This window comes from Nocardia sp. CWNU-33, from assembly GCF_046764895.1.
In the GTDB taxonomy this organism is placed as follows: Bacteria; Actinomycetota; Actinomycetes; order Mycobacteriales; family Mycobacteriaceae; genus Nocardia.
Genome location: NZ_JBKOQN010000004.1, coordinates 259365 through 282832, shown reverse-complemented (window position 1 = coordinate 282832; position 23468 = coordinate 259365). Strand labels below are relative to the sequence as shown.

General features: G+C 67.0%; 20 protein-coding genes. 12 read left to right on the top strand and 8 right to left on the bottom strand.

From position 1 onward, the window contains the following. Positions 1–420, top strand: a complete 420-nt coding sequence (locus ACLMAL_RS07190) for a VOC family protein (RefSeq protein ID WP_411998352.1) — start codon at positions 1–3, stop codon at positions 418–420. Positions 421–585: 165 nt separating this feature from the next. Here the strand turns inward: ACLMAL_RS07190 and ACLMAL_RS07185 are convergent, their stop codons facing one another. From ACLMAL_RS07185 to ACLMAL_RS07175, 3 genes are all read right to left on the bottom strand, one after another. After that, a complete protein-coding gene (locus ACLMAL_RS07185) occupies positions 586–1365 on the bottom strand; it encodes a carbohydrate ABC transporter permease (RefSeq protein ID WP_411998351.1) in 780 nt (259 codons plus the stop codon). A 182-nt stretch (positions 1366–1547) separates the two neighbouring features. Next, positions 1548–2426 (bottom strand): carbohydrate ABC transporter permease, encoded by an 879-nt coding sequence (locus ACLMAL_RS07180; protein ID WP_411998443.1) that lies wholly within the window; start codon positions 2424–2426, stop codon positions 1548–1550. 92 nt (positions 2427–2518) lie between these two features. After that, the gene (locus ACLMAL_RS07175) at positions 2519–3862 is read right to left on the bottom strand and encodes an ABC transporter substrate-binding protein (protein ID WP_411998350.1); all 1344 of its coding nucleotides are present in this window, start codon (positions 3860–3862) and stop codon (positions 2519–2521) included. 283 nt (positions 3863–4145) lie between these two features. Here ACLMAL_RS07175 and ACLMAL_RS07170 point away from each other — a divergent pair, with 283 nt between their 5' ends. The 4 genes from ACLMAL_RS07170 (at position 4146) to ACLMAL_RS07155 (ending at position 9065) form a co-directional block, all read left to right on the top strand. Beyond that, positions 4146–6437 carry a carbon starvation CstA family protein gene (locus ACLMAL_RS07170; protein WP_411998349.1) on the top strand — a complete coding sequence of 764 codons (2292 nt, stop codon included), beginning with the start codon at positions 4146–4148 and terminating at the stop codon, positions 6435–6437. A gap of 86 nt (positions 6438–6523) precedes the next feature. Then, a complete protein-coding gene (locus tag ACLMAL_RS07165; protein WP_328413389.1) occupies positions 6524–6694 on the top strand; it encodes a YbdD/YjiX family protein in 171 nt (56 codons plus the stop codon). A gap of 57 nt (positions 6695–6751) precedes the next feature. Further along, positions 6752–8440, top strand: a complete 1689-nt coding sequence (locus ACLMAL_RS07160) for a DNA-3-methyladenine glycosylase 2 family protein (RefSeq protein ID WP_411998348.1) — start codon at positions 6752–6754, stop codon at positions 8438–8440. 34 nt (positions 8441–8474) lie between these two features. After that, a complete protein-coding gene (locus ACLMAL_RS07155; RefSeq protein WP_411998347.1) occupies positions 8475–9065 on the top strand; it encodes a methylated-DNA--[protein]-cysteine S-methyltransferase in 591 nt (196 codons plus the stop codon). Positions 9066–9194: 129 nt separating this feature from the next. Here the strand turns inward: ACLMAL_RS07155 and ACLMAL_RS07150 are convergent, their stop codons facing one another. Further along, on the bottom strand, positions 9195–12365 hold the full coding sequence (locus ACLMAL_RS07150; protein ID WP_411998346.1) for an AAA family ATPase: 3171 nt from the start codon (positions 12363–12365) through the stop codon (positions 9195–9197). A 181-nt stretch (positions 12366–12546) separates the two neighbouring features. After that, the gene (locus tag ACLMAL_RS07145; RefSeq protein ID WP_411998345.1) at positions 12547–13725 is read right to left on the bottom strand and encodes an exonuclease SbcCD subunit D; all 1179 of its coding nucleotides are present in this window, start codon (positions 13723–13725) and stop codon (positions 12547–12549) included. Positions 13726–14554: 829 nt separating this feature from the next. Here ACLMAL_RS07145 and ACLMAL_RS07140 point away from each other — a divergent pair. Then, positions 14555–15712: a DNA recombination protein RmuC gene (locus ACLMAL_RS07140; protein WP_328405857.1), complete on the top strand. Its 1158-nt coding sequence runs from the start codon at positions 14555–14557 to the stop codon at positions 15710–15712. A gap of 58 nt (positions 15713–15770) precedes the next feature. Next, on the top strand, positions 15771–16664 hold the full coding sequence (locus ACLMAL_RS07135) for a DUF6542 domain-containing protein (RefSeq protein ID WP_411998344.1): 894 nt from the start codon (positions 15771–15773) through the stop codon (positions 16662–16664). A gap of 60 nt (positions 16665–16724) precedes the next feature. On the opposite strand, the gene ACLMAL_RS07130 is transcribed toward ACLMAL_RS07135, so the two are convergent. Further along, positions 16725–17735: a 4-hydroxy-3-methylbut-2-enyl diphosphate reductase gene (locus ACLMAL_RS07130; protein ID WP_328405862.1), complete on the bottom strand. Its 1011-nt coding sequence runs from the start codon at positions 17733–17735 to the stop codon at positions 16725–16727. Positions 17736–17933: 198 nt separating this feature from the next. Between ACLMAL_RS07130 and ACLMAL_RS07125 the strand changes: the two genes are divergently transcribed. From ACLMAL_RS07125 to ACLMAL_RS07110, 4 genes are read left to right on the top strand one after another with little or no spacing between them, the layout of a single operon-like run. Beyond that, on the top strand, positions 17934–18563 hold the full coding sequence (locus tag ACLMAL_RS07125) for a lipid droplet-associated protein (RefSeq protein ID WP_411998343.1): 630 nt from the start codon (positions 17934–17936) through the stop codon (positions 18561–18563). A gap of 35 nt (positions 18564–18598) precedes the next feature. Beyond that, positions 18599–19924: an exodeoxyribonuclease VII large subunit gene (gene xseA, locus ACLMAL_RS07120; protein WP_411998342.1), complete on the top strand. Its 1326-nt coding sequence runs from the start codon at positions 18599–18601 to the stop codon at positions 19922–19924. Next, complete coding sequence (locus ACLMAL_RS07115) at positions 19921–20172, top strand: exodeoxyribonuclease VII small subunit (RefSeq protein ID WP_328405868.1); 252 nt, start codon at positions 19921–19923, stop codon at positions 20170–20172. The genes xseA and ACLMAL_RS07115 overlap by 4 nt, the downstream gene beginning before the upstream one ends. Before the next feature lie 15 nt (positions 20173–20187). Then, positions 20188–20532, top strand: coding sequence for a VOC family protein (locus ACLMAL_RS07110; protein ID WP_411998341.1), 345 nt, complete (start codon positions 20188–20190; stop codon positions 20530–20532). Between the two features lie 129 nt (positions 20533–20661). Here the strand turns inward: ACLMAL_RS07110 and ACLMAL_RS07105 are convergent, their stop codons facing one another. Next, positions 20662–21165, bottom strand: coding sequence for a GNAT family N-acetyltransferase (locus ACLMAL_RS07105; RefSeq protein WP_411998340.1), 504 nt, complete (start codon positions 21163–21165; stop codon positions 20662–20664). Positions 21166–21507: 342 nt separating this feature from the next. Further along, positions 21508–22074 carry a DUF4245 domain-containing protein gene (locus ACLMAL_RS07100; RefSeq protein ID WP_328405875.1) on the bottom strand — a complete coding sequence of 189 codons (567 nt, stop codon included), beginning with the start codon at positions 22072–22074 and terminating at the stop codon, positions 21508–21510. A gap of 133 nt (positions 22075–22207) precedes the next feature. Here ACLMAL_RS07100 and glpX point away from each other — a divergent pair, with 133 nt between their 5' ends. After that, a complete protein-coding gene (glpX, locus tag ACLMAL_RS07095; protein ID WP_328405878.1) occupies positions 22208–23251 on the top strand; it encodes a class II fructose-bisphosphatase in 1044 nt (347 codons plus the stop codon). Positions 23252–23468: the final 217 nt, after the last annotated feature.

Sequence of the window (23468 nt, the reverse complement as noted above, 5' to 3'; positions counted from 1 at the left end):
ATGACAAATCCCACGACAGCAACCAGCACCGCCACCGCGATCTGGCCCTGCCTGATCTTCCGTGACGCTCGCGCCATGTCCGCGTTCCTCATCGAGGCCTTCGGCTTCGAGGAAACCGGCGTCTATACCCGCGAAGATGACCCGTCGATCGTCGAACACGGCGAGCTGCGCTGGCCGCTCGGCGGCGGCATCATGTTCGGCTCCCACGGCCGCGACGACACTGTGTTCGGACAGCGCTCCCCCGGCAATGACTCCACCTACGTCGTCAGCGATAACCCCGACGACCTCTTCGCACGCGCGACCGCCGCGGGAGCCGAGGTGGTGCGCGGCCTGCGCGATGAGGACTACGGCTCCCGCGGCTTCACCGTCCGCGATCCCGAAGGCAATGTCTGGAGCTTCGGCACCTATTGGGGCGAGTAGATCGGCGGCAAGCGCGGCCGGGTTCGCCCATGGACGCCCGGCCGCGTGCGCGCACCCTGAAGACGGTACGGCTCGGGTGCCAGGAAACCGCTGATAAGCCGGTTTTACCAGGCGTGCATCGAATTTCGACCGAGGAAGGGCGTAACCAGCGCGATCGAGCAGAACTCAGCGGCCGCCGATTCCCGACTGTGCGATGCCGCTGACGAAGGACTTCTGCGCGATCGCGTAGATCACCAGCAGCGGGGCGAGCAGGACCATGGTGGCGGCCATCAGGATCGGCCATTGGGTGTGGTATTGGCCTTGCAATCGCACCAAACCCAAAGTGGCGGTGGCAATCTCGTTGCGCTGGATCATCACCAGCGGCCAGAGGAAGTCGTTCCAGACGCCGATCCAGGTGAGGACGGCCAGCACCATGAGGGCGGGGCGGGTGTGCGGGAGCAGGACGCGCCAGAAGACCTGCCAGGTGGTGCAACCGTCGATGATGGCCGCTTCCTCGAGCTCCGCGGGCAGGGTGCGGAAGAATTGGCGCATCATGTAGGTGCCGAACGCGCTGCCGAACAGGCCGGGCACGATCATCGCCCACGGGGTGTCCACCCAGCCGAACGCGCGCATGATCAGAAACTGCGGGATCACCGTGACGGTCAGCGGCACCATGAGGGTGCCGAGATAGGCGACAAACAAGGCGTCCCGACCGCGAAATCGCAGGCGGGCGAAGGCATATCCAGCCAGCGCGCAGAAGAAGACCTGTCCCGCGGTGACGCACACCGCATAGACGGTGGTGTTGAGCAACATCCGGCCCAGCGGCAGCAGATCGAAGATCTCGCGATAGTTCGACCATTGCGGTTGCGCGGGCAGCAGTGTCGGATCGGTGATCTCGCCGTCACGCTTCAGGGAGCCCGACAGCGCCCACAGGATCGGGGCGAGCGCGCACCAGGCAATACCCATCAGAGCAACATAGCTGAGGGTGCCCCGCAGCGTACGCCGGATGATTGCCCGCTGAACCCGACCGCCCCGGACAACGACACCGATCTCGGTGGCCGGTGCACAGGCGGGCGCTTGCATCGGCCGCTCCACTGTTTCAGCGCTGCGCTCTATCAATGATGCACGGCGAACAACCCGGTAGGCGTTCACAATTCGACCTCCTCGCGCCGCGCGAACCGCAACTGCACCAAGGTCACCACCAGCAGGATCGCGAAGATCACCCAGGCCAGCGCCGCCGCGTACCCGACCTCATAGAAGCTGAATGCGTTCTGGAACAGCATGATTCCGAGCAGATAGGTGCCCGTCTCCGGCCCGCCGTTACCGCCGGTCAGCGCATACGCCTGGTCGAAGGCCTGCACCGAGTTGATGATCGTGATGACGAAGACGAACGACAGCGGTCCGCGAATCAGCGGCACCGTGATCGACCAGAACCGCCGCAGCGCACCGGCCCCGTCGATCTTCGCCGCCTCGTACAGCGTCTCCGGCACCCCCTGCATGGCGGCCAGCAGGATCACCGTCGCGAAAGGCACGCTCTTCCACACGGTCACGATGCTCAGCGACACCAGCGCCCAGTCCGGATCGATCAACCACGGCACCGGATCGATACCGACCCAGCCGAGCACGATGTTGAGCAGCCCGTCGTCACTGGTGAAAATGAACCGCCACACCACAGCCATGGCCACGGTGGAAGCCACCAACGGTAGAAACGCGATGGTCCGAAAGATGCCGATGCCCGCCAACTTTCGGTTGAGCACCGCGGCGACGCCCAACCCGATCACCACCGTCGGCACCAGCGTCAGCACCGTGAAAGCCGCCGTATTCCGTAACGCGATGAGAAACAGCGGATCCGCCCCGAACAACCGCCGATAGTTCGCCAACCCCACGAAGCGGGGCGCACTGAACAAATCCCACGCGTGAAAGCTCAAATACAGCGAAAACCCCAACGGAAAAAGCAAAAACACCCCCACCGCCGCCAGGTTCGGCGCCACGAACAACCATCCCGCCCGCTCTCGCTGCCGGGCCAGCCGCCCGCGTTCGCCGAGTGGCACAGGGTGGTGGGCACTGGTCGAGGTTCGCCGCAGCCCGGTGCCGCTCGACAGGCGCTCGCGCAGCGTGGTCATGTGGTGGGCTCCAGGAGGGCGTTGATGTCGGTGGTGAAGTCGCCGTTGAGGGAAGCCGCGGTGGCGGCGCCGCGGAGGACTCGGTTGCCGCCGCGTTCGAGCAGGGCCGAAACCTTGCCCCAGGCAGGGGTGACCGGGAGTGGGCGGGAGCCGGCGGGGCCGCCGGTGAGGACTTCCAGGTTGCGGATTTCGCGGTGCGCGTCGGCGAAACCGCGCGAACTCATGGCCGATTTCAGGACGGGGACGAACAGACCCGAGGCGGCGATGATGGCCTGGCCTACCGGGCCGGTCGCGAATTTGACGAATTCCCAGGCCTGTTCGATGCGCGGGCTGTCCGCCGCGATGGACAGACCGGTGCATCCCACATCGGTGATCGCGCCGGGACCACCGTGTGGACCGACCGGCAGCACCGTGAGATCGACATCGAGGTCCTTCTTGCCGACGAATTCGGAGTACAGCCAGTGCCCGCCCATCATCATCCCGGCCTTGCCGCGCCGGAACAGGTCTGGCGCCGAAACCGATTGCTGGTCAGCGACTCTCGGCGCGACGTGATGTCGCAACGCGAGATCGGCGTAGAACTGGAATCCCTCGGCGAACCGGGGATCGCCGAGATTGGTTCTGGTCGGCCCCACCGACGGCGTGAACCACTCCACCCCGTTGTTCATGCCGAAGCAAGCCGCCGAGAAGTACGGCACCCAGGCGTCGGTGAAGCCCCATTGCCGCGTTCGGCCCGAGGACTCGCGATGAGTGAGAGCCTTTGTCGTGTCGAGGAATTCAGCGAAACTCCATGCCTCGATCCAGCGGGCGGGCGGAGTTAATCCGGCCTCGGCGAACAGCTGCCGGTTGTAGTAGAGGAACACCCCGGACCACTGCTCGGGCAGCGCGTATTGCCCACCGGAATAGGTGAATGTGTCATACAGCGTCGGGAATCCGTCACTGCGCAGCGCGGCGGCATGCTCGGCGTCGCGCTGGAGCAACGGGTTGAGGTCCAGAAGCACGCCGCGCTCGGCGAGACTGGCGTAGAGCAGTTCCCAGGCCATGATGATGTCGGGACATTTGCCGCCCGCACAATAGGTGAGCATCTGCTGCAGCGCATCGGGCCCCGACACAATGGTGCGAATCTTGATGTCCGGGTGGGTTTTCTGGAATTCCTGAATGATCCGCTGCCGGACCCGCGCTTCCTGTGGCCGGGCGCCGAAGAAGAAGGTCAAGGCGTCGTCGTCGGCGCCGCACCCGGTGGCGAGCAGCGGCGCGGCCAGGGCCGAAGCCAGCACCGTGCGCCGGCGTAGCTGCCGAACCGGCGGGGCGGGTTGCGTTGAATCCAGCTGAGGTGGATGCATGGCGATCGAGACTAACCCTGGCCCATTCGGACACAGCGCATCACGAACTGCCAGAAGCGGGGACACCGGGTGGGATACAGGTCAGCCCTCCTCGGGGCGGATGTAGCGCATCACGAACCGCATGGCAGCATACGTCCGACAACACCGAGGTGATGGCCGACACACGAACAATATTTAACGTCGGCCGAAGGAGTCGGGAAACGCGCCCGCACGCCGTCACCGATCGGATACGTTGTCACGTGTTTCAGCAAGATCCTGCGCGTTTTACAGGAGAGTAGGGCGGATGGCGACAATCGAATATTTACGGACCGATCCCGAATTGCCGCCCGTCGGCGTTGTCGATCGGTCTCCGATAACCCCGGCCAAGAAGGCGGTGTTCGCCGTCATCGCGGTTCTCGGCGCGGTCGCGTGGGCCGTGGTCGCCATCGCACGAGGCGAGAACGTCAACGCCGTGTGGATCGTGATCGCGGCGGTCTGTAGCTACGTGATCGCTTTCCAGTTCTACGCAAGACTCATCGAATACAAGATCACCAAGCCGCGCGACGACGTGGCAACGCCCGCTGAAGAAATGGAAAACGGCAAGGACTATATGCCGATGGACCGGCGGGTGCTCTTCGGACACCACTTCGCCGCCATCGCGGGCGCTGGTCCGCTGGTCGGCCCGGTGCTCGCCGCGCAAATGGGCTACCTGCCGGGCACGATCTGGATCATCGTCGGCGTCGTTTTCGCGGGTGCGGTGCAGGACTACTTGGTGCTGTGGGCCTCGTCGAAGCGCCGCGGCCGCTCGCTCGGGCAGATGGCCCGCGACGAGCTCGGCCCGATCGGCGGCGTCGCAGCGATCGTTGCGGTGCTGGTGATCATGATGATCCTGCTCGCGGTGCTCGGCATCGTGGTCGTGCAGGCGCTCGCCGCGGTCAAGGGCGCGGACGGCCAACTGCACGGTGGCAGCCCGTGGGGCGTGTTCTCCATCGGCATGACCATCCCGATCGCCCTTTTCATGGGCGTCTACCTGCGGTACGTGCGACCGGGCCGGGTCGGGGAGGTCTCCGTTGTCGGGTTCGCACTGTTACTGCTCGCCATTATTTCCGGGCGCTGGGTCTCCGAGTCCGGTTGGGGCCGTGACCTGTTCACCCTGTCCGGCACCACCATCGCATGGATGCTGATCCTCTACGGCTTCGTCGCCTCGGTGCTGCCGGTGTGGCTGCTGCTCGCACCGCGCGATTACCTGTCGACCTTCATGAAGATCGGCACCATCGGCCTGCTCGCCATCGGCATCGTGATCACCATGCCGGTGCTGAAGGCCCCCGCGGTGTCGGAGTTCGCGCACACCGGCAACGGTCCGTCCTTCGCGGGCAGCCTGTTCCCGTTCCTGTTCATCACCATCGCGTGTGGTGCGCTGTCGGGATTCCACTCCCTTGTCTCCTCCGGCACCACGCCCAAGCTGCTGGAGAAGCAGTCGCACGCGCGGATGATCGGCTACGGCGGCATGCTGATGGAGTCGTTCGTCGCGGTCATGGCGATTATCACCGCCAGCATCATCGACCAGCACCTGTACTTTGCGATGAACGCCGGCGCCGGGCTCACCGGCGGAACCGCCGACAAGGCGGCCGCTTACACCAATTCGCTCGGGCTCAGCGGTGACCCCATCACCGCCGCAGAACTCACCAGGGCCGCGACCGAGGTCGGCGAGACCAGCATCGTCTCGCGCACCGGTGGCGCGCCGACGCTGGCGGTGGGTATGTCCCAGGTGATGTCGCAGTTCCTCGGCGGCTCCGGGATGAAGGCGTTCTGGTACCACTTCGCGATCATGTTCGAAGCGCTGTTCATCCTCACCACGATCGACGCGGGCACCCGTGTCGCGCGCTTCATGCTCTCGGACTCCCTCGGCAATCTCGGCGGCCCCGCCAAGAAGTTCAAGGACCCGTCGTGGCGGCCCGGCGCGTGGATCTGCTCGGCCGTCGTGGTCGCCGCATGGGGTTCGGTGCTGCTGATGGGTGTCACCGATCCACTGGGCGGCATCTACACGCTGTATCCGCTGTTCGGCATTTCCAACCAGCTGCTCGCGGCGATCGCGCTGACCGTTGTGCTGACCATTCTGATCAAGAAGGGCCTGGTCAAGTGGGCCTGGATCCCGGCGCTACCGCTGATCTGGGATCTGACGGTGACCATGACCGCGTCCTGGCAGAAGATCTTCTCGGCCGATCCGAAGCTGGGATACTGGAAGCAGCACAGTAACTACAGCACGGCCCGCGACGCCGGAAAGCTGTTGGCGCCTGCCAAGAATGTCGACGACATGGACAAGATCGTGCGCAACACGTTCATCCAGGGCAGTTTGTCGATCATCTTCGCGGTGCTCGTGCTGATCGTGGCGGTGGTCGGCGTCGTGGTCTGTGTGCGCGCGTGGCGGGCGGGCGGCGGCCCGAGCAGCGAATCACCGGAGGAACCCTCGAAAATCTTCGCGCCACGTGGGTTCATCGCCACTCCCGCGGAGAAGGAAGTACAGAAGGAATGGGACGCCCTGATCGAATCGGGGCAGGTCCGCGCGCCGGGCGCCGCACACGCCCGAGGGCATTGACCGCATCCGACGCCCCGCGCACCGGCCGGTCTCCGCGACCGGCCGGTGCGCGGCTGCGTGCAGCCGCAACCGCCTGCGGCACTACAGTGCGCGCGCTCGGCTGGTGGTTCAACTCGGTTCTCGGCGGTCAGGACTATCAGCGCTATATCGCGCACCTACGCCGAGCCCATCCCGGCTGCGAAATCCCCACCGAACGGGAGTACTGGCGCACCCGCCACGCCGACGCCGATCGCAACCCCAGCAACCGCTGCTGCTGAGCCCCCTAGGGGGTAGTGGCGGATTTCCGCTAGCGCACAACGAGGGTTGCTGCCATTGTGGTTGGGGTGACGATCACGGCATTGGATTTCGAGCGCTGCTACCGAGCGGTTTCCACCAAGGACTCCCGCTTCGACGGCCAGTTCTTCACGGCGGTGCGCACCACCGGAATCTATTGCCGCCCTTCGTGTCCGGCGATCACGCCGAAGCCGACCAATGTGACCTTCCTGCCGACGGCCGCGGCAGCACAACAGGCCGGATATCGCGCATGCCGCCGCTGTCTGCCCGATGCCGCGCCGGGATCGCCGCTCTGGAACACCCGCGCAGATCTGGCCGCCCGAGCGATGCGGCTCATCGGTGACGGCGTCATCGAACGCGGCGGGGTGCCCGCGCTTGCCGCAACGCTCGGCTACTCGCAACGCCAGCTGACCCGGGTGCTCACCACCGAACTCGGCGCCGGGCCGCTGGCCTTGGCGCGAGCGCACCGCGCACACACGGCCCGGCTGCTGATCCAGACCACCAGCATGCCGATGTCCGACATCGCCTTTGCCGCCGGATTCGCCAGTATCCGTCAGTTCAACGACACCGTGCGCGAAGTGTTCGCGGTCAGCCCCACCACCATGCGCACCGAGGCCCAGCGGGTGACGCGTTCGGGGAACGGACAGGTGGTCGCGCCGACGAATGGTTCGCTGACACTGCGGTTGCCCTACCGGGAGCCGCTGGATCGGGCGTGGCTGGAGTGGTTCCTGTCCTCACATGTGGCCCCCGGGATGGAGCTGTGGGAGGACCGCGCCTACGCGAGAAACCTGCGCACGCCGCACGGTCACGCAACGATCCGGCTGAGCTTCCAAAGCGACCATGTGCGCGCCGAACTGGCGCTGCACGATATGCGTGACCTGGCCCCGACCGTCGCGCGCGTACGCCATCTGCTGGATCTGGACGCCGACCCGGTCGGCATCGATGAGGCGCTCGGTGCCGGTCCCGCTGCTGCGCCGACAGAGCAGAGCCGGGTGACCCGATTGGACTACGAAACGGTGGCCTCGCGACGAGCGGCAGCACACCGCCCCGACGCTGCGGAGTTCATACCCGACGGTGCCGACCTGCCCGACGCGGGGACCGCACCCGCACAGCACCCGTTCAATGTCGGTGTGACCGTACGCACCACCGATCACCGTCAGCCTGCCTTCACACCGGGAATTCGGGTGCCCGGCTGCCTGGATGGACCGGAGTTGTTGCTACGCACCATGATCGGGCAACAGATCTCGGTCTCCGCGGCCGCCACCCACACCGCGCGGCTGGTCGAGGCACTCGGCGAGCGCGTGGATGGACCGGTGCCGTTGCTCTTCCCGACTCCCGACGCGATCGCCGAACGCGGCGCGGAGGTGCTGACCGGCCCCGCACGGCGTATCCGCTCGATCCTCGCCGTCGCCGAGGCACTCGCCGCAGGCGAGCTCGTGCTGCACCAAGGCCGCACCGCAACGGATTTGCGGCGCGAACTCATGGGTCTCGACGGTGTCGGACCGTGGACCGCCGACTACGTCACCATGCGCCTGCTCGCCGACCCGGACATCCTGCTCGACACCGACCTGGTGGTACGGCAGGGCGCCGGCCTGCTCGGCCTCGACCTCATCGACACCTCCCGCTGGGCACCGTGGCGTTCGTATCTGTCCATGCACCTGTGGAAGACGGCACTGGCGGGCCGCGGCACCAAGGCGGCGGCTCGTTCGAAGCCAAGCACCAACTCCTGATCACCCCTGCCAACTCGAAAGCGAGTGCCCAATCGTGACTGCTGCGATTGCAATTCCCCACGAAACTGTCCAAACAGCAACCACCACAGCTGATTTCGCAATCACCGACACGCCGATCGGCCCATTCACGGCACTGGTGGATGCCGACGGCGCGGTATTGGCCTCCGGCTGGACCGCCGACGCCGAGAACCTGCGCGGGCTGATCCACCCGAGCCTGCGACCCGCCGAATTACGCCACCGTGATTCCCTCGGCGAGGTGACCCGAGCGATCACCACCTATCACGACGGTGATCTGACGGCGATCGACGACATTCCCGTCCGCCAGCAATCCGGCGAATTCCTCGTGCACGCGTGGGAAGTGCTGCGGACCGTCCCCGCGGGGAGCCCGATCACCTACACCGACTATGCCGTGATCTCCGGCCGCCCCAACGCCACCCGCGCGGCCGCCAACGCCTGCGCTCGCAACGCCGCCGCCCTCTTCGTCCCCTGCCATCGCATCTTCCGCATCGGTGGCGCTCTCGGCGGCTTCCGCTGGGGACTGGAGGTTAAGCGCTGGCTGCTCAACCACGAAAGCCCCACGCATCAGCTGGGACTGAGCAGTCTGAGGACCGACCCGAATTCCTGACAGCCGAACGCCGTGGCCGACATCGACGCGCCCGCACTTCCTGCACTACGTCGACGAAACATCGCGGCGGCCAACAAGGCGGTGCCGTTGCGGCCGACGGCTGCGCTCGTCGCCGGTGCCGAGGGAAAATCAGGCGACAGTAGTTTCGAGGTGGGAGCCTGCGCGGCCACGCAGAACGTGCAGGCGGCTCGGGATGCGTTGGCGCATTTCGTCGACATGGCTGACAACACCGACTACCCGGCCGCCGTCACGGAGTTCGTCCAATACGCCCATCACAGCATCGAGCGTGTCGGCGTCGAGGCCACCGAAACCTTCGTCGATGAAGAGGGTGTCCAGGACCAGGCCGCCCGACTCGGCGGCGACCGTGTCCGCCAGACCGAGCGCCAATGACAGTGAGGCCATGAAGGTTTCGCCACCGGAGAGGGTTTTCGCGGGGCGAACAGCGCCGGTGTAGTCGTCACGGATATCGAGACCGAGGCCGCCGCGACGACCACGCGGGCCGGCCTTGTCGGAATGGACGAATTCGTAGCGGCCACCCGACATTCGGCGCAGCCGGACCGAGCCGGCCAGCGCGACCTCCTCGAGGCGAGCGGCGAGCACGTAGGAGCGCAAGGACATTCGACGGTTGTTCTCGCCCCTGCCGGCGACCACCTCGGCCAGCGCGGCGAGTTCCTCATGGGCACGCTGCACAGGGGCGATGCGCTCCACCGCAGCCCACAGCTGACCGCCGAGACGCTCCAACTGGCTCACCCGACGTGACGCCTCCGCGTGCGCGGCGACGGCGATGTTCAGCTCGGCCTGCGTGGCGGTCACCAACGCCTCCAGCCCCGCGAGATCGACGGGTTCAGCCTTGGCCGCTGCCTGGATATCCGGTTCCGCGAGAACGGCTTCCGCGTGCCCGCGAGCCCGGTCTGCGGCCACCAGCTCGGCTTCGATCTCGGCTTGCCGCTGCGCTGTGCGCGCGGCCGCCGTCACTACCCGCGCGTAGGCGGTCAGCATGGCCACGTCGTCGCGCCGTAGGGCGGCTGGTTCGGATCCCGTACCGAGCGCATGCGCATCGACCGGTTCGCTATCTGCAGCCGAACTGTTGGTATCGACGACGCCTCGCCGCGGATCCGGCGGATCTCCGGCCACTGCAAAACCCGCTGCTATTGCGAGACTTTCGACGCGGTCGGCGACTACGGTCACCTGTTCGGCGGCAGTCGCGGCGTCATGGCGCGCGTCGCGCAGCGCGGTGGCGTCGGCGATCAGAGTGTGCAGGCGGGCGCGGCGGCGATCAATCGTCTCGTCAGCACCGGCGGCGGCGCGCAGCCGGGCGGTGAGTTCGGCGAGGCGGGTGGTCGTGGCCGAGATGCCTGCGGCGACCGTGCTCCGGCGGGTGTCGGATCGGCGGAGTTCCTCGTGCAGGCGCAGTTCATCGGCCCGCAGGCGGGACAGCTCGGCCGTGAGGCCCTCGGACCGGCCCGCAAGTTCGGCGGCGTCCTCGTAGCGATCGGTGGCGGCGCGCAGCGTGGCGGCCAGTTCGACTCGGTCGGCATCGCCGCCCCGCGCGATCAGCGCCTCGATGTCGCGTTCCAAGGTGGTGATGTGCGACAGCACGCGGTCGCGGGCGTCCTCGGCGGCGCGTTCCGCTGCGGCCGCGGCATCCTCGGCATCCTTGGATACGGCGCCGGCAGCCGGCCGGGCGGGCGCGGGATGGTCGGCGGAGCCGCACACCGTGCACGGCTGTCCCTCCGACAGCTGTCCGGCGAGTTCGGCGGCCATCCCGGCCAGCCGGCGCTCACGCAGGTCCAGCACCCGTTCTTTGGCATCGTTGTGCGCGGTGCGGTTCGACTCGAATTCGATTCGTGCACGGTCGAGAGCGCTTCTGTGTCCGGCGATCTCGACGGCGGCGGCCGCCGCGATCTGCAGGCGTTCGCATTCGGCGGACACCCCGGGCAGCGAAGCCGCGGCCTCGGTGGCCTCGCGCAGCCTGCCCTCTGTGGTGACGATTGATCCGGGGAGCTCCTCGCGCAGCCGAGTCAGCTCGCAGACCCGGGCGGTCAGCGTGGCGGCCTCGTCGTGCAGGCCGGACAGTTCAGTGGTCAGCGTGGTCGCTACGGCCGCGTCGGCGGCGACCTCGTCGAGCGCGCCGATCTGACCGCTCCACCGCCGAATGGCCGCATCGATATCGGCGTCTACGCCGACGATCGGGGACGCGTCGGCACCGGACTCGATGGCAATCAGGTCGATCCCAGCGACATCGGCGGCCGCTGGTTCGCCGAGCAGGCCGGCCAGTCGCGCGGCGATGCGCTGAGATTCGTCGGCCTTGCGGCGCGCGTGCATGACGGCCGCACGAGCCTCGCCGATCGCCTCGTCGACCGGCGCTGCGCGACGAGCTGATTCGAGTTCGGCTTGCAGATCAGCGCGGTGCACGGCACCGCTGGTGTACTCGTCGAGCTGTTGTCGGGCGACTGCCATCCGGCGGCGCAGCTCGTGCACCCGGCGCTGCTGCTCGGCGAGCGTCCGCACGCGCACCGACTCTTGTTGCCTACCTTCGGATTCCGCTGCGGCAGCCGCCAGTTCGGCCCGGGCGGTGGCAAGCAGGTCCTGCGACCACGACACCGCCTCCAGCGTCTCGACGGATTCGGCGCGGCCGAGTCCCACCGCACCTCGAATCTCGGCGATCAGTTGATTGATCCCGTCCTTGCTCGCCTCGACCTCGGCGGCCGACGCTCGGCGCTTGTCGGCCAGCCACTGCTCGGCCGTGCCGAATCGTTCGGTGTCGAAGAGCTTTTCGAGCAGCTTCTCGCGATCCTCGTTGTCCGACCGCAGGAATCGCGCGAAATCACCCTGTGGCAGCAACACCACCTGGAAGAACTGTTCGGCACTCATACCGAGCAATCGGACGATTTCCTCGCCGATATCCGGTATGCGAGAGAGGTTCTGGCCCTGCCCGTCCAACCATTCCAACGTCGCTTTGGCCTGTTCGGTACGGACGCCGCTGCCACGCACCTTGGGCCGCTCGAACTCTGCGGTGCGCGTCAACCGCACGCGCCGCCCGCCGAGCGTCGCCTCCAAAACCACGCGCGGCGGCGTCTGCTCGGGCGCATGATCGGAATGCAACCGCTTTCCCTCGCCGCGTGCGCCGGGCACCTTGTTGTACAGCGCGAACGCGATCGCATCCAGTACGGTGGTTTTGCCCGCACCGGTCTGGCCGTGCAGCAGGAACAACCCGTCCGCGCCGAGCGCGTCGAAGTCGACGACTGTTGTTTCGGCGAACGGGCCGAACGCGGTCATCTCGAGCCGGTGCAGTCTCACGCGAGGGCCCCGACGCCGGGCAGCGCAGACAGATGTATCGCGGAGCGGAGCCGGTGGTCACCACAGGCCGGCAACCTCGAGCCCGGCCACGTTGGTTCCGCGCCACCCGAGGTCACCCCATCCACGTCCGACACGCGAAGCGGTAGCCCGGATCGCACTCCACCGGCGCGAGCGTCCGTGCTCACGCGGACAATTCCTGGGTCGTGCCGCTCGCCGCCGTTACCGCGTCCGGTTCGGTGACCGCCGCCGCGAGAGCTCGTTCCAGCCACTGCATGTCGCTCGCGGTCGGCACCCCACGGACATCGGCGAGGAAGCTCTGCGCTACATCGGTGTCGCGGCGGCCGTGCACTCGTTCACGGTAGCGCAGCTCCGGATTGCCCTCCGGGCGTGCCCATTCCACGTGCACGGCATGCGGGAAGCGTTCGCGGAGCTTGCGCATGGCATCGACGGGGCGCGCGTGGTCGGTGAGGGTGGCCGAGACGTAATGGTCCTCGGCCGCGGTATGCACCGGGTCGGCGAGCAGTTCGTCGAGGGTGCCGGTGAGCTTGCTCAGCCCGCGCACCGGCGGCAGGTCGTGGCGGCGCACCGATTGCAGCCCTTCGCCATCCAGATCGATGATCCAGACGGCTTTGCGGTGGGAGTTCTCCGCGAACGAGTACGGCAGCGGCGAACCCGAGTAGCGGACCGACTCCGACAGGGACTGTGGCGAATGCAGGTGACCGAGGGCAACGTAGTCGATGCCCTCGAATGCCGACATCGGCACCGTCTCCACCCCACCGACCGAAATGGATCGCTCCGAGCCGGTCGCTTCCCCACCGACGACGAAGGCGTGCGCGAGCACCACCGTCCGCGTTCCCGGCCGCGCGGCGATATCGGCCCGTATCCGGCCCATGGCTGCGTCCAGGATCTCCGCATGCGAACGCGCCTGCGGCACACCGAGTTCGGCGCGGGTGATCTCCGGCTCCAGGTAGGGGATCCCGTAGAACGCGACCTCACCGTGTTCGTCGGTCAGCAGTACCGGCCGGTCGGCATCGGCGACGGTGGTGCGCAGATACAGACCGCCCGCGGCCGCGAAACTGGCTCCCGCGCCGAGGCGGGCGGGCGAATCATGGTTGCCAGCGGTCGCGACGATCTGCGCTCCGGCCGCGCGGATGGCCTCGAAACCTCGATTACACACGGCGATCGCATCGGAGCTCGGGATGGACCTGTCGTACACGTCGCCCGGCACCACAACGACGTCCACCGACTCCGCGACCACCAGGTCGGCGATGGCAGCCAGCGACCGAGCTTGGTCGGTTAGGAGGTCGACCCCATGGAACGTGCGGCCGATGTGCCAGTCCGAGGTGTGCAACATCCGCATGCCGCGAAACCGTAGGCGAACCCACCGACAGACTCAATTTTTTGGCCGCGCCTGCGGCGCGGCGTGTTCGCGGCCCCCTTGGTCTCGCTTCCGAGCGGCCGAGACTCGCGACTTCGTCGCATGCGCTTCGGCCGCTCGGAAGCGAGACGGGCCGCGAACTCTAGTGCTCGGTCTCGCTGCGCTCGGAAGACATCATCGTGCCGAGTGAGGGAGTCAGTAACCGAGCTTGCGACTTTGGTCGATGCGCTGCGGCTGTTGTGGAGGTGAGGTGCAGACGCTCGCTGGCGCGGAGGGTGCCTCGTCCCGGGTGGGCGCGTCAAGTGGCGAGGCTTGCGACTTCGGTGGATGCGCTGTGGCTGCTGTGGAGGTAGGACGGCTGCGGACACTTGGGCTGGGTCTCGCTGCGCTCGGAAGACATCATCGTGCCGAGTGAGGGAGTCAGTAACCGAGCTTGCGACTTTGGTCGATGCGCTGTAACTGTTGTGAAGGTAGGACGGCTGCGGACACTTGGGCTGGGTCTCGCTGCTCTCGGAAGGTGTCACAGTGCCGAGGACGTGTTCGATGGGGATGATCGCGATTCGGTGGATGCGCTGGCGGCGCGGAGGGCCGGGGAGCGGCGCTTGTGCGACTCGATTCTTGGTGGTTTCGGGTGGTGCCGGTCTGGGCTTCACTCGATGTCAGTCGATAGCCCAGCGTGGTTTGCTGAGCTCGCCACGGCAAGCGGCCGCGCAGGCTGTCGGTGCGGTTCCGGGGCTGTTTGTTGAGGTGCTGCTGCCCGGTAGCTCGGCGGATTCGTTTCTTGTCGGTGGAGTGCGGCACTATCTGCGCTATGACCGCACCGATGCTCGTCGCACTGATGCTGGTATTCGCCGCGGGGGTCGGCCTCGGCTGGCTCGGGCATGCGGCGCGCGCGGGGCATCGGGCGACGGCCGCGGAGGCGAGATTGTCGGCGGCCGCCGATAACGAACGGTTGCTACGGCAGTCGCTCACTGCGGCCAATGAGGATGCGGCGCGCAGGCATTCGCATGCCATCGGCGCCATGGTCGATCCGTTGCGTGAAGCGGTCGGCGCGCTGAATCAGCACATCCAGCAGGTCGAGCATCATCGCATCAATGCCTATTCCAGCCTGCGCGAACAGGTTGCGGGCATGCAGCGCACCTCGCACCAGCTCACCAGCCAGACCAGTCAGCTCGTCGCGGCGTTGCGCGCGCCGCAGGTGCGCGGGCGGTGGGGCGAGATCCAATTGGAGCGGGTGGTCGAGCTGGCAGGCATGAGCAGGCACTGTGATTTCGACACCCAGGTGACCAAGGCCACGCGCGGCGACGGAACTTCCGAACGAACCGCCATGGTCCGACCCGACCTGGTGGTCCACCTGGCAGGCGACCGGCAGATCATCGTGGACGCCAAGGTGCCGTTCACCGCCTATCTCGACGCAACCATGGCCGATGATCCCGACGTGCGCGCCGAACTGCTCGGCAGGCATGCCAAGCATCTGCGCTCCCACATCGATCAGCTGGCCGACAAGGCATACTGGACGGCATTCGATCCGACACCGGAGTTCGTCGTCTTGTTCGTGCCGGGTGACCCTTTCCTCGATGCCGCGCTGACCACGGATTCCGGACTGCTGGAGCACGCGTTCGGCCGCAACGTGATCCTCGCAACGCCGACGACATTGATCGCTTTGCTCCGCACGATCGCGTTCAGCTGGCGTCAAGAGGCATTGTCTCGGGACATGGCAACCGTTCAGCAATTGGGTAGGGAGCTGTACGCCCGGCTCGGCATGACCGGCAAGCATTTGGACCGGCTCGGCGCGCAACTCGGTAAGGCCGTGGACGCTTTCAACTACACCGTCGCATCCGTGGAGTCGCGGGTGATGGTCACCGCACGCAAATTGCACGACCTGGAAATAGCTGAACGCGAGGTGCCAGCAATCCATCGCGTGGATTCCTGGCCGCGCGCGGTGGGCTTCGCCGACGCCGACGATTAGCCCGGACAATGGACGTGCCGTAACGCCACCGAGCGTGATGGCAGTTAGTGTTCATAGCGTGGCTGCTTCCCAACGTGTGCAATCCCGGGTGCCCGCGCCGCATCGTTCGATCCTGCCGTCGGTCCCGGGCATCCCGGCCGGCGCAGCGGTCCTGATCGCGGTCGCCTGCACGTTTCTGGGGTTCCTTATCGATGCCAGCGGCGAGGGCGGCGAGCTGACCGGCACCTTTGCCACGCTGTATGTGGTCGGCTGCGTGATCGCGGTACTCGCCGTGCGCTACCGCGGACTGTTCACCACGATGGTGTTGCCGCCGCTGCTGCTGTTCGTTTCGGTGCCGCTGGCCTATCAGCAACTGACCGGGCGCGAATCGACCTCGATCAAGGACATCCTGCTCAATCTGGCGATCCCGTTGGTGAACAGATTCCCAACGATGGCAATTGCCACGCTGCTTGTGCTGGCGATCGGCGTGGGCCGGATCCTGCTGCACCGGCGCGAAGCAACCTCCGAGCGCACCGACGAGTCCAGGCGCGGCACAAGCTGGGGACGCAGCGCACCGAAACGCCCACGGACCGGTACGTCCGCGCGCACCCTGGCCGAATCCACTCGCCGCCGGGTCAAGCGCGCCGAGCCCGAACCCGACGACCTCGACGCCGATGAAGCATCGCCGCGAATCCGCAAACGCTCCGGCGAGCAAGTGGCCGATACGCCGCCGCGGCTGGCCGCGACCGCCGCGGAACCCGGGGCCGACGACCGTCCCACCGCAAAATATCCCCGCGGCAACCGTGGCCCCGCCCGGCCTACTGCCGCGATGCCGCGCGCAGGCGCCGAGCCGAACCGCAGGTCGGGAGCTCGTGGGCGCGCCGAGCTACCGCCGCCGCATCCGCAGCCCAATGTCCGCTACCGCGAACGTGATTCGAGCAGGACCGAACGGCGCAAGCCGGAGAACCTGTAGATACGACCGTGCCCGGGCGCCTATTACCGCCCCGGGCAACAACAATCAGTGCGGCAGTGCTCAGTTCCGAGTCGTGCGCAACTCCCGCGGCAACGCGAACACCAGCGTCTCATTAGCGGTGGTGACGGGCTGAACATCGGCGAAGCCGTGCTCGGCCAGCATGTCCAGCACACCGCGGACCAGGATTTCCGGCACCGAAGCGCCGGAGGTGATGCCGACCGTCCGCACCCCCTCCAGCCACGCCGGATCCACTTCACGGGCGTAGTCGACCAGGTAGGAAGCCTTGGCGCCGGCGCCGAGGGCCACCTCGACCAGCCGCACCGAGTTCGACGAATTGCGCGAGCCGACCACGATCACCAGATCGCACTCCGGCGCCATCGCCTTGACCGCGACCTGACGGTTCTGGGTGGCGTAGCAGATGTCGTCGCTCGGCGGATCCTGCAGCGAGGGGAACCGCTCGCGCAGCCGCTTGACCGTCTCCATCGTCTCGTCGACGCTGAGCGTGGTCTGCGACAGCCAGATGACCTTGGACTCGTCGCGGACTGTGACGCGATCCACCGAATCGGGACCGTCCACCAGCTGCACATGGTCGGGGGCCTCCCCCGCGGTGCCCTCGACTTCCTCGTGGCCTTCGTGGCCGATCAGCAGGATGTCGTAGTCGTCGCGGGCGAAGCGCTTGGCTTCCTGATGCACCTTGGTCACCAACGGGCAGGTCGCATCGATGGTGTGCAGATTGCGGGCTGCCGCCGACTCGTGCACCGCGGGCGAGACACCATGCGCGGAGAACACCACGACCGCACCCTCCGGCACCTCGTCGGTCTCGTCGACGAAGACAACGCCCTGCTCACGCAGTGTTTCCACGACATGCCGGTTGTGCACGATCTCCTTGCGCACATAGATCGGCGCACCGTGCTTCTCTAGGCTCTTCTCCACCGTTTCCACCGCGCGGTCCACGCCGGCGCAGTACCCACGAGGCTCCGCGAGTAGCACTCGCTTTCCGCCGTCGGCATCGGCAGATCCGGAACCTGCCGAGCGGGCGATTCCGAGGTTCAAGGATATGGCCGAAGACATGCCGTTCAGCTTACGTGCGCCGGACGAATCGATCAGCGGCCGGTCACCGCCGCGACGCCATGGTGCGGAACAATATGGGTGACGTCCGGACATCCGTCTGGGACGAATTGGCCGGAATGGTGGTGGATGACAGTGCCGGACGGTGACACATACGCATCTGTTCTTTGCATAACAACCCGCTTCGGGCAGGCTAGGACCATGTTCCGACCACCATTCCTGGCCCGCGTCGCCGCCGGTGCGGCCGTTTATGCCATCGAAGAAACCCGTCGGCTACCCACGGCGGCAATGAATCTCCCGATCACCGCGATCAGCCAGATGTTGCAGACCACGATGCACATCCAACAGTTCGTGACCAGCCTCGCTCTCAAGGGCGACGCGGTCTTCGAGCAGTTCACCAATAGCCCCGTGGAACAACCCGAGTGGGCCACGTTCGACGAGGACGAAGCACCCGAGCAAACCCTCGGCTCCGATACCCCCGCCACCGCACGATCCAGCCGTTTCGACCTGTACACCGCCGAGGAACCCACCGAATATCGGTCCAACGGCCACAGCTCCGCCGTGCAGACCCTCATCGAACCGGAAACCGCCGAGCAGGAAACCGCTGCCCCCGACACCGACGAGCCGGAGCCGGAGCCGGAGATCACCGAACCGGAGGTCGCCACCCGCTACGACTACGCCAACATGACCCTGGCCCAGCTACGTGCCCGCCTGCGCATGCTGACCGTCGAGGATCTGAGCGCGCTGCTGGATTACGAGCAGCAGACTCGCGCCCGCGCGCCGTTCATCACCATGCTGACGAACCGGATCGCCACCGTGCGGGCCCAGTGACCGAACCCCCGACGTCTTCGTCGACGGTTGGCCGGGTGTCCTCCGGCCAACCCGACCGTACGGCCGATTCGGCCAAAGCCGCGCCGGCCAATTCCGCCGAGCAACCGTGGCCGGTGCGTTCGGTGGCCATCAAGGTCGCGCAATGGATCGATCGGCTCGGCAGTATCTGGGTCGAGGGCCAGATCACCCAGATCAATCTGCGCCCCGGCACCCGCACCGCGTTCCTGGTTTTGCGCGATCCCTCCGCCGACATGTCGTTGTCGGTGACCTGCGACCCCGACTTGATCCGCAAATCGCCTGTCCCGCTGCAAGAAGGCAGCAGGGTGGTGGTCTATGGCAAGCTTTCGTTCTTCACCGGCCGCGGCACAGTGTCATTGCGCGTCATCGAGATTCGCCCGGTCGGCATCGGTGAGCTGCTGGCCCGCATCGAACGCCTGAAGGCGCTGCTCGCCGCAGAGGGCCTGTTCGATCCCCGGCTGAAGCGACCGATCCCATTCCTGCCCAAGACCGTCGGCCTCATCACCGGCCGGGCCAGCGCCGCCGAGCGAGATGTCCTCACCGTGGCCCGCAATCGTTGGCCCGCAGTGCATTTCGAAATTCGCAATACCGCGGTGCAGGGCCCGACCGCGGTGCCGCAAATGCTGGAGGCGTTGGCCGAGCTCGACCGCGACCCAGCCGTCGAGGTGATTGTGCTCGCCCGCGGCGGCGGCAGCGTCGAGGATCTGCTGGCCTTCTCCGACGAGGCACTGTGCCGCGCGATCGTCGCCGCGACCACCCCGATCGTCAGCGCAATCGGCCACGAACCCGACAACCCGCTCAGCGATCTGGTCGCCGACCTGCGCGCGGCCACCCCCACCGACGCCGCCAAGCGCATCGTGCCCGACGCCGCCGCCGAGCTGGCCGGTGTGCGCGATATGCGAGCCCGCTCGGCTGCCGCGCTGCGCGGCTGGGTCGACCGCGAAACCAGGGCGCTGGTGCAGCTGCGTTCCCGGCCGGTACTCGCCGATCCACTGCGCGAACTCGAACGCCGCTACGAAGAAGTCGAACGACTGCGCATTGCCACCAGACGCACCGCCGAACATCTGATCCGCACCGAAGCCACGGCAACGCGCCATCTACGCGAGAAGTTGACCGCGGTGGGCCCGGCCGCGACGCTGGCCCGTGGCTACGCTGTCGTGCAGCGCGTGAACGGTAAGGAGCGGCATGTAGTGCGCTCGATCGACGACGCGCCCGCGGGCAGTCAGCTGCGTATCCGCGTCGCCGACGGCGCCGTGACCGCCGCCGCGCTCGGCGCCCAACAGCTCGGCACCCGAACAATGGTCGCCGAGCCCACCGAAAACACCGAAGCAGGGAGGAAATGACCGTGGCCGACTCCGGCAAGGACGCCGACACCGAGCTGGCCGAGATCGCCACCTTCGGCTATGAACGCGCCCGCGACGAACTGGTCAACGTCGTGAAAATGCTCGAGCAGGGCGGTATGGACCTCGACGATTCGCTCGCGCTGTGGGAGCGCGGCGAGGCACTGGCCAACCGCTGCGAGGAACATCTCGCCGGCGCACGCAAGCGCGTCGAGGACGCTTTGTCCCGATCCGAGGCCGAGTCCGAATAAGCCGGAGGAGCAGTAATGACCATTCGTCGCGCCACCCCCGACATCCGCACCGACGACATGGAGAGCAGCCGCGAGTTCTACAAGCTGCTCGGCTTCGAAGAGGCCATGGATCTCGGCTGGGTGGTGACGATGGCCTCGCCCTCCAACCCGACCGCCCAGGTCCTGCTCGTTGGCCCGGAAGCCGAACAGCTGCAACCCGATATGAGCGTCGAGGTCGACGATGTCGATGCCGTGCACGACGACATGGTCGCCGCGGGCGCCGACATCGTGTACGCACTGCGCGACGAACCATGGGGCGTGCGCCGCTTTTTCGTCCGCGACCCGAGCGGCACCATCGTCAACGTGGTGAACCACCGCTGACGGGCCGTTCCCGCTCGACCCGCGCTTCCCACATCGTCGGCCCACCCTCGCCATCCGGTTTGCACCGGGCAGCGCGACCGGCGTGCGGTTCGAGTGGTGCACACCCGCCCCACACGCCGGTCCCGGCGATCAGTCCGCCGCGATAATGCGGAAGCGGGCCTTATCGTCTGCTGTAGCCCAGTGCTGGAATCCGGCCTTCTCCAGTACGCGAATCGAGGCCGGGTTCGACAGCTCCACATTCGCGTATACGGTGTGCACTTCCGTTGTGGTCAGCGCGAATTCGGCGAGGGCGCTGGTCGACTCGGTCGCGTACCCGCGACCCTGCCGCGAGCCGACGACGCCGTATCCGATCTCCAGCGCACCGTCCACCGGCGGCCAGAACAGGCCGAGCGAGCCGACGACGAGGCCGGTTTCGCATTCGATGATCTGGCGGTGGCCGTACTCGGTCAACCAGCCGGGATGCTCCGTGACGAGGGAGACGATGACGCGGTCGCCCTCGGCGGGGAAGTCCTCGGCCCAGTGGGCGAGTCGGCGGCCGTCCAGTACGGCGGCCACCTCATCGGCGGTCCACGATCGCAGCATGAGGCGATCGGTGATCAAGTCGGAATCGGCGGTCGAGAAATGGCGAGGCATGGGGACACTCCTGACGATCGGAAGAGTCCGGCCGGCAAGTGAATTCGAGATTCAGCAGCGAGCAGACCGGATGTGGACGTGCGGAAGACGGCTACCGACAGCCATATTCATCAACCTCCGCCCGACCTGGTCCTCGCGTATCTCGCGCCAAGGCAACCATAGCGACCGCACTCGCTTCGCGACAGCGTGCGCAACTCCGGCAACACCAGTGGGGTGACGCCTCAGCGAGCTCAGCACCCATCGGCCTCAGCGACTCAGCACCGCCGCGCCCCAGCACCCCCGCGCCTTAGCGACTCAGCACCCCGGCGCCCCAGCACGCCCTCGCTTCAGCGACTCAGCGACTCAGCGCTTCAGTGGCTCCGCGGCGGCGACGGCAGCGGCCAGTGTCCGGAAAGCGGCCTCGTTGCCCGCGCCGGTGACGAGCACGCGCGACCGGCCGAGATCGGCGATCCACGCCGATTCTTCACCGGGCTCGGCGTAGACGACCCACTTCTGGTCGCCGACCTGTTCGGCGCCGCTGGCGTAGCGCGAGCCCAGCACGAAACGGGACAGCGACTCCTCGGTTGCACTGCTCTGGCTCATGCGCATGTAGGTGCCCTGCGGGGTGAGGTACCCCACCGTGCTGACCGGTCCGCCGCCGTTGCTCGTGATGGTGTCGCGGCTGCCGGAGTTGGGCGTCCAGCCTGCGGGCAGGCTCGGATTCCGGATCGGGAAGGGCAGGGTGCGGGCGTCCGCGGTCAGCGCGGCGGTGACGTCGAAGTGCGGGATCTGCCCTTGCGTCGGGCCCTTGGCCGCGAAACTGCACTGGCTTGCCAACCCGGCGAAAACCACGGCGATCAGCACCAACGGGAGCAGCGACCAGAGCAGATCCCGGTAGTCGTTGAGAATGCGCGGCTTTTGGTACGACACGCTCCCAGTATCCACGCACCATCTGGCAGGCTCGACCACAGGTGGCCCTGGGCCGGTACGGGTGTACCTGATCGGGAACGTCCATGCTTCTGAGACAATCACTCCTAGCAACGACCGTAGGAGGCACACCGTAATGACGGCATCTTCGCCCGCACCCAGCCGCCGCGAGGCGCCGGACCGCAACCTCGCGCTCGAACTGGTCCGGGTCACCGAGGCCGGTGCGATGGCCGCGGGTCGCTGGGTCGGCCGTGGTGACAAGGAGGGTGGTGACGGCGCGGCCGTCGACGCCATGCGGCAGCTGGTCAGCTCCGTTTCCATGCGCGGCGTGGTGGTCATCGGCGAGGGCGAGAAGGACGAAGCGCCGATGCTGTACAACGGTGAGCTGGTCGGCGACGGCACCGGTCCCGAGGTGGACTTCGCGGTCGACCCGGTCGACGGCACCACACTGATGTCGAAGGGCTCGCCGGGCGCCATCGCCGTGCTCGCGGTCGCCGATCGCGGCGCGATGTTCGATCCGTCCGCGGTGTTCTACATGCGCAAGATCGCGGTCGGCCCCGATGCCGCCCACGTGATCGATATCTCCGCACCGATCGGCGAGAACATCCGCAGGGTCGCGAAGGCCAAGGGCCTCCTGAAGTCCGACCTGACCGTGTGCATCCTGGACCGGCCTCGGCACGCCGAGCTTATCCAGGAGGTCCGCGACGCGGGCGCCCGTATCCGGCTGATCTCCGACGGCGACGTCGCGGGCGCCATTGCCGCCGCGCGACCCGATTCCGGAACCGACATCCTGGTCGGCATCGGCGGCACCCCCGAGGGCATCATCGCCGCCGCCGCCATGCGCTGTATGGGCGGTGAACTACAGGGCATGCTCGCGCCCACCGACGACGCCGAGCGGCAGAAGGCGCTCGACGCCGGACACGATCTGGACCGGGTGCTGACCACCGAGGATCTGGTGGCAGGCGACAACGTCTTCTTCTGCGCCACCGGCGTCACCGACGGCGACCTGTTGCGCGGCGTCCGCTACTACGGCGGCGGCGCATCCACCCAGTCGATCGTCATGCGCTCCAAGTCGGGCACCGTCCGCATGATCGACGCGTACCACCGCCTCACCAAGCTGCGCGAATACTCCTCGGTCGACTTCATCGGCGACGAGGACGCAATCCCCCCGCTACCGTGACGGGCCACTGACTTCGATCATCCCTGGACCGCCGACCACTCCCCATGTGGTCGGCGGTCCAGTCGCATTCGCCCTGCGCACACGGCCGACCCGAAATCGCCGCATAACCACCCCACATTCTCCGCGCGATGACATCTTCCGAGCGCAGCAAGACCCAGCACCAGCGTTCCCGGCGCGTCCCACCCCCTACAACAACCGACGCGCATCAACCAAAGTC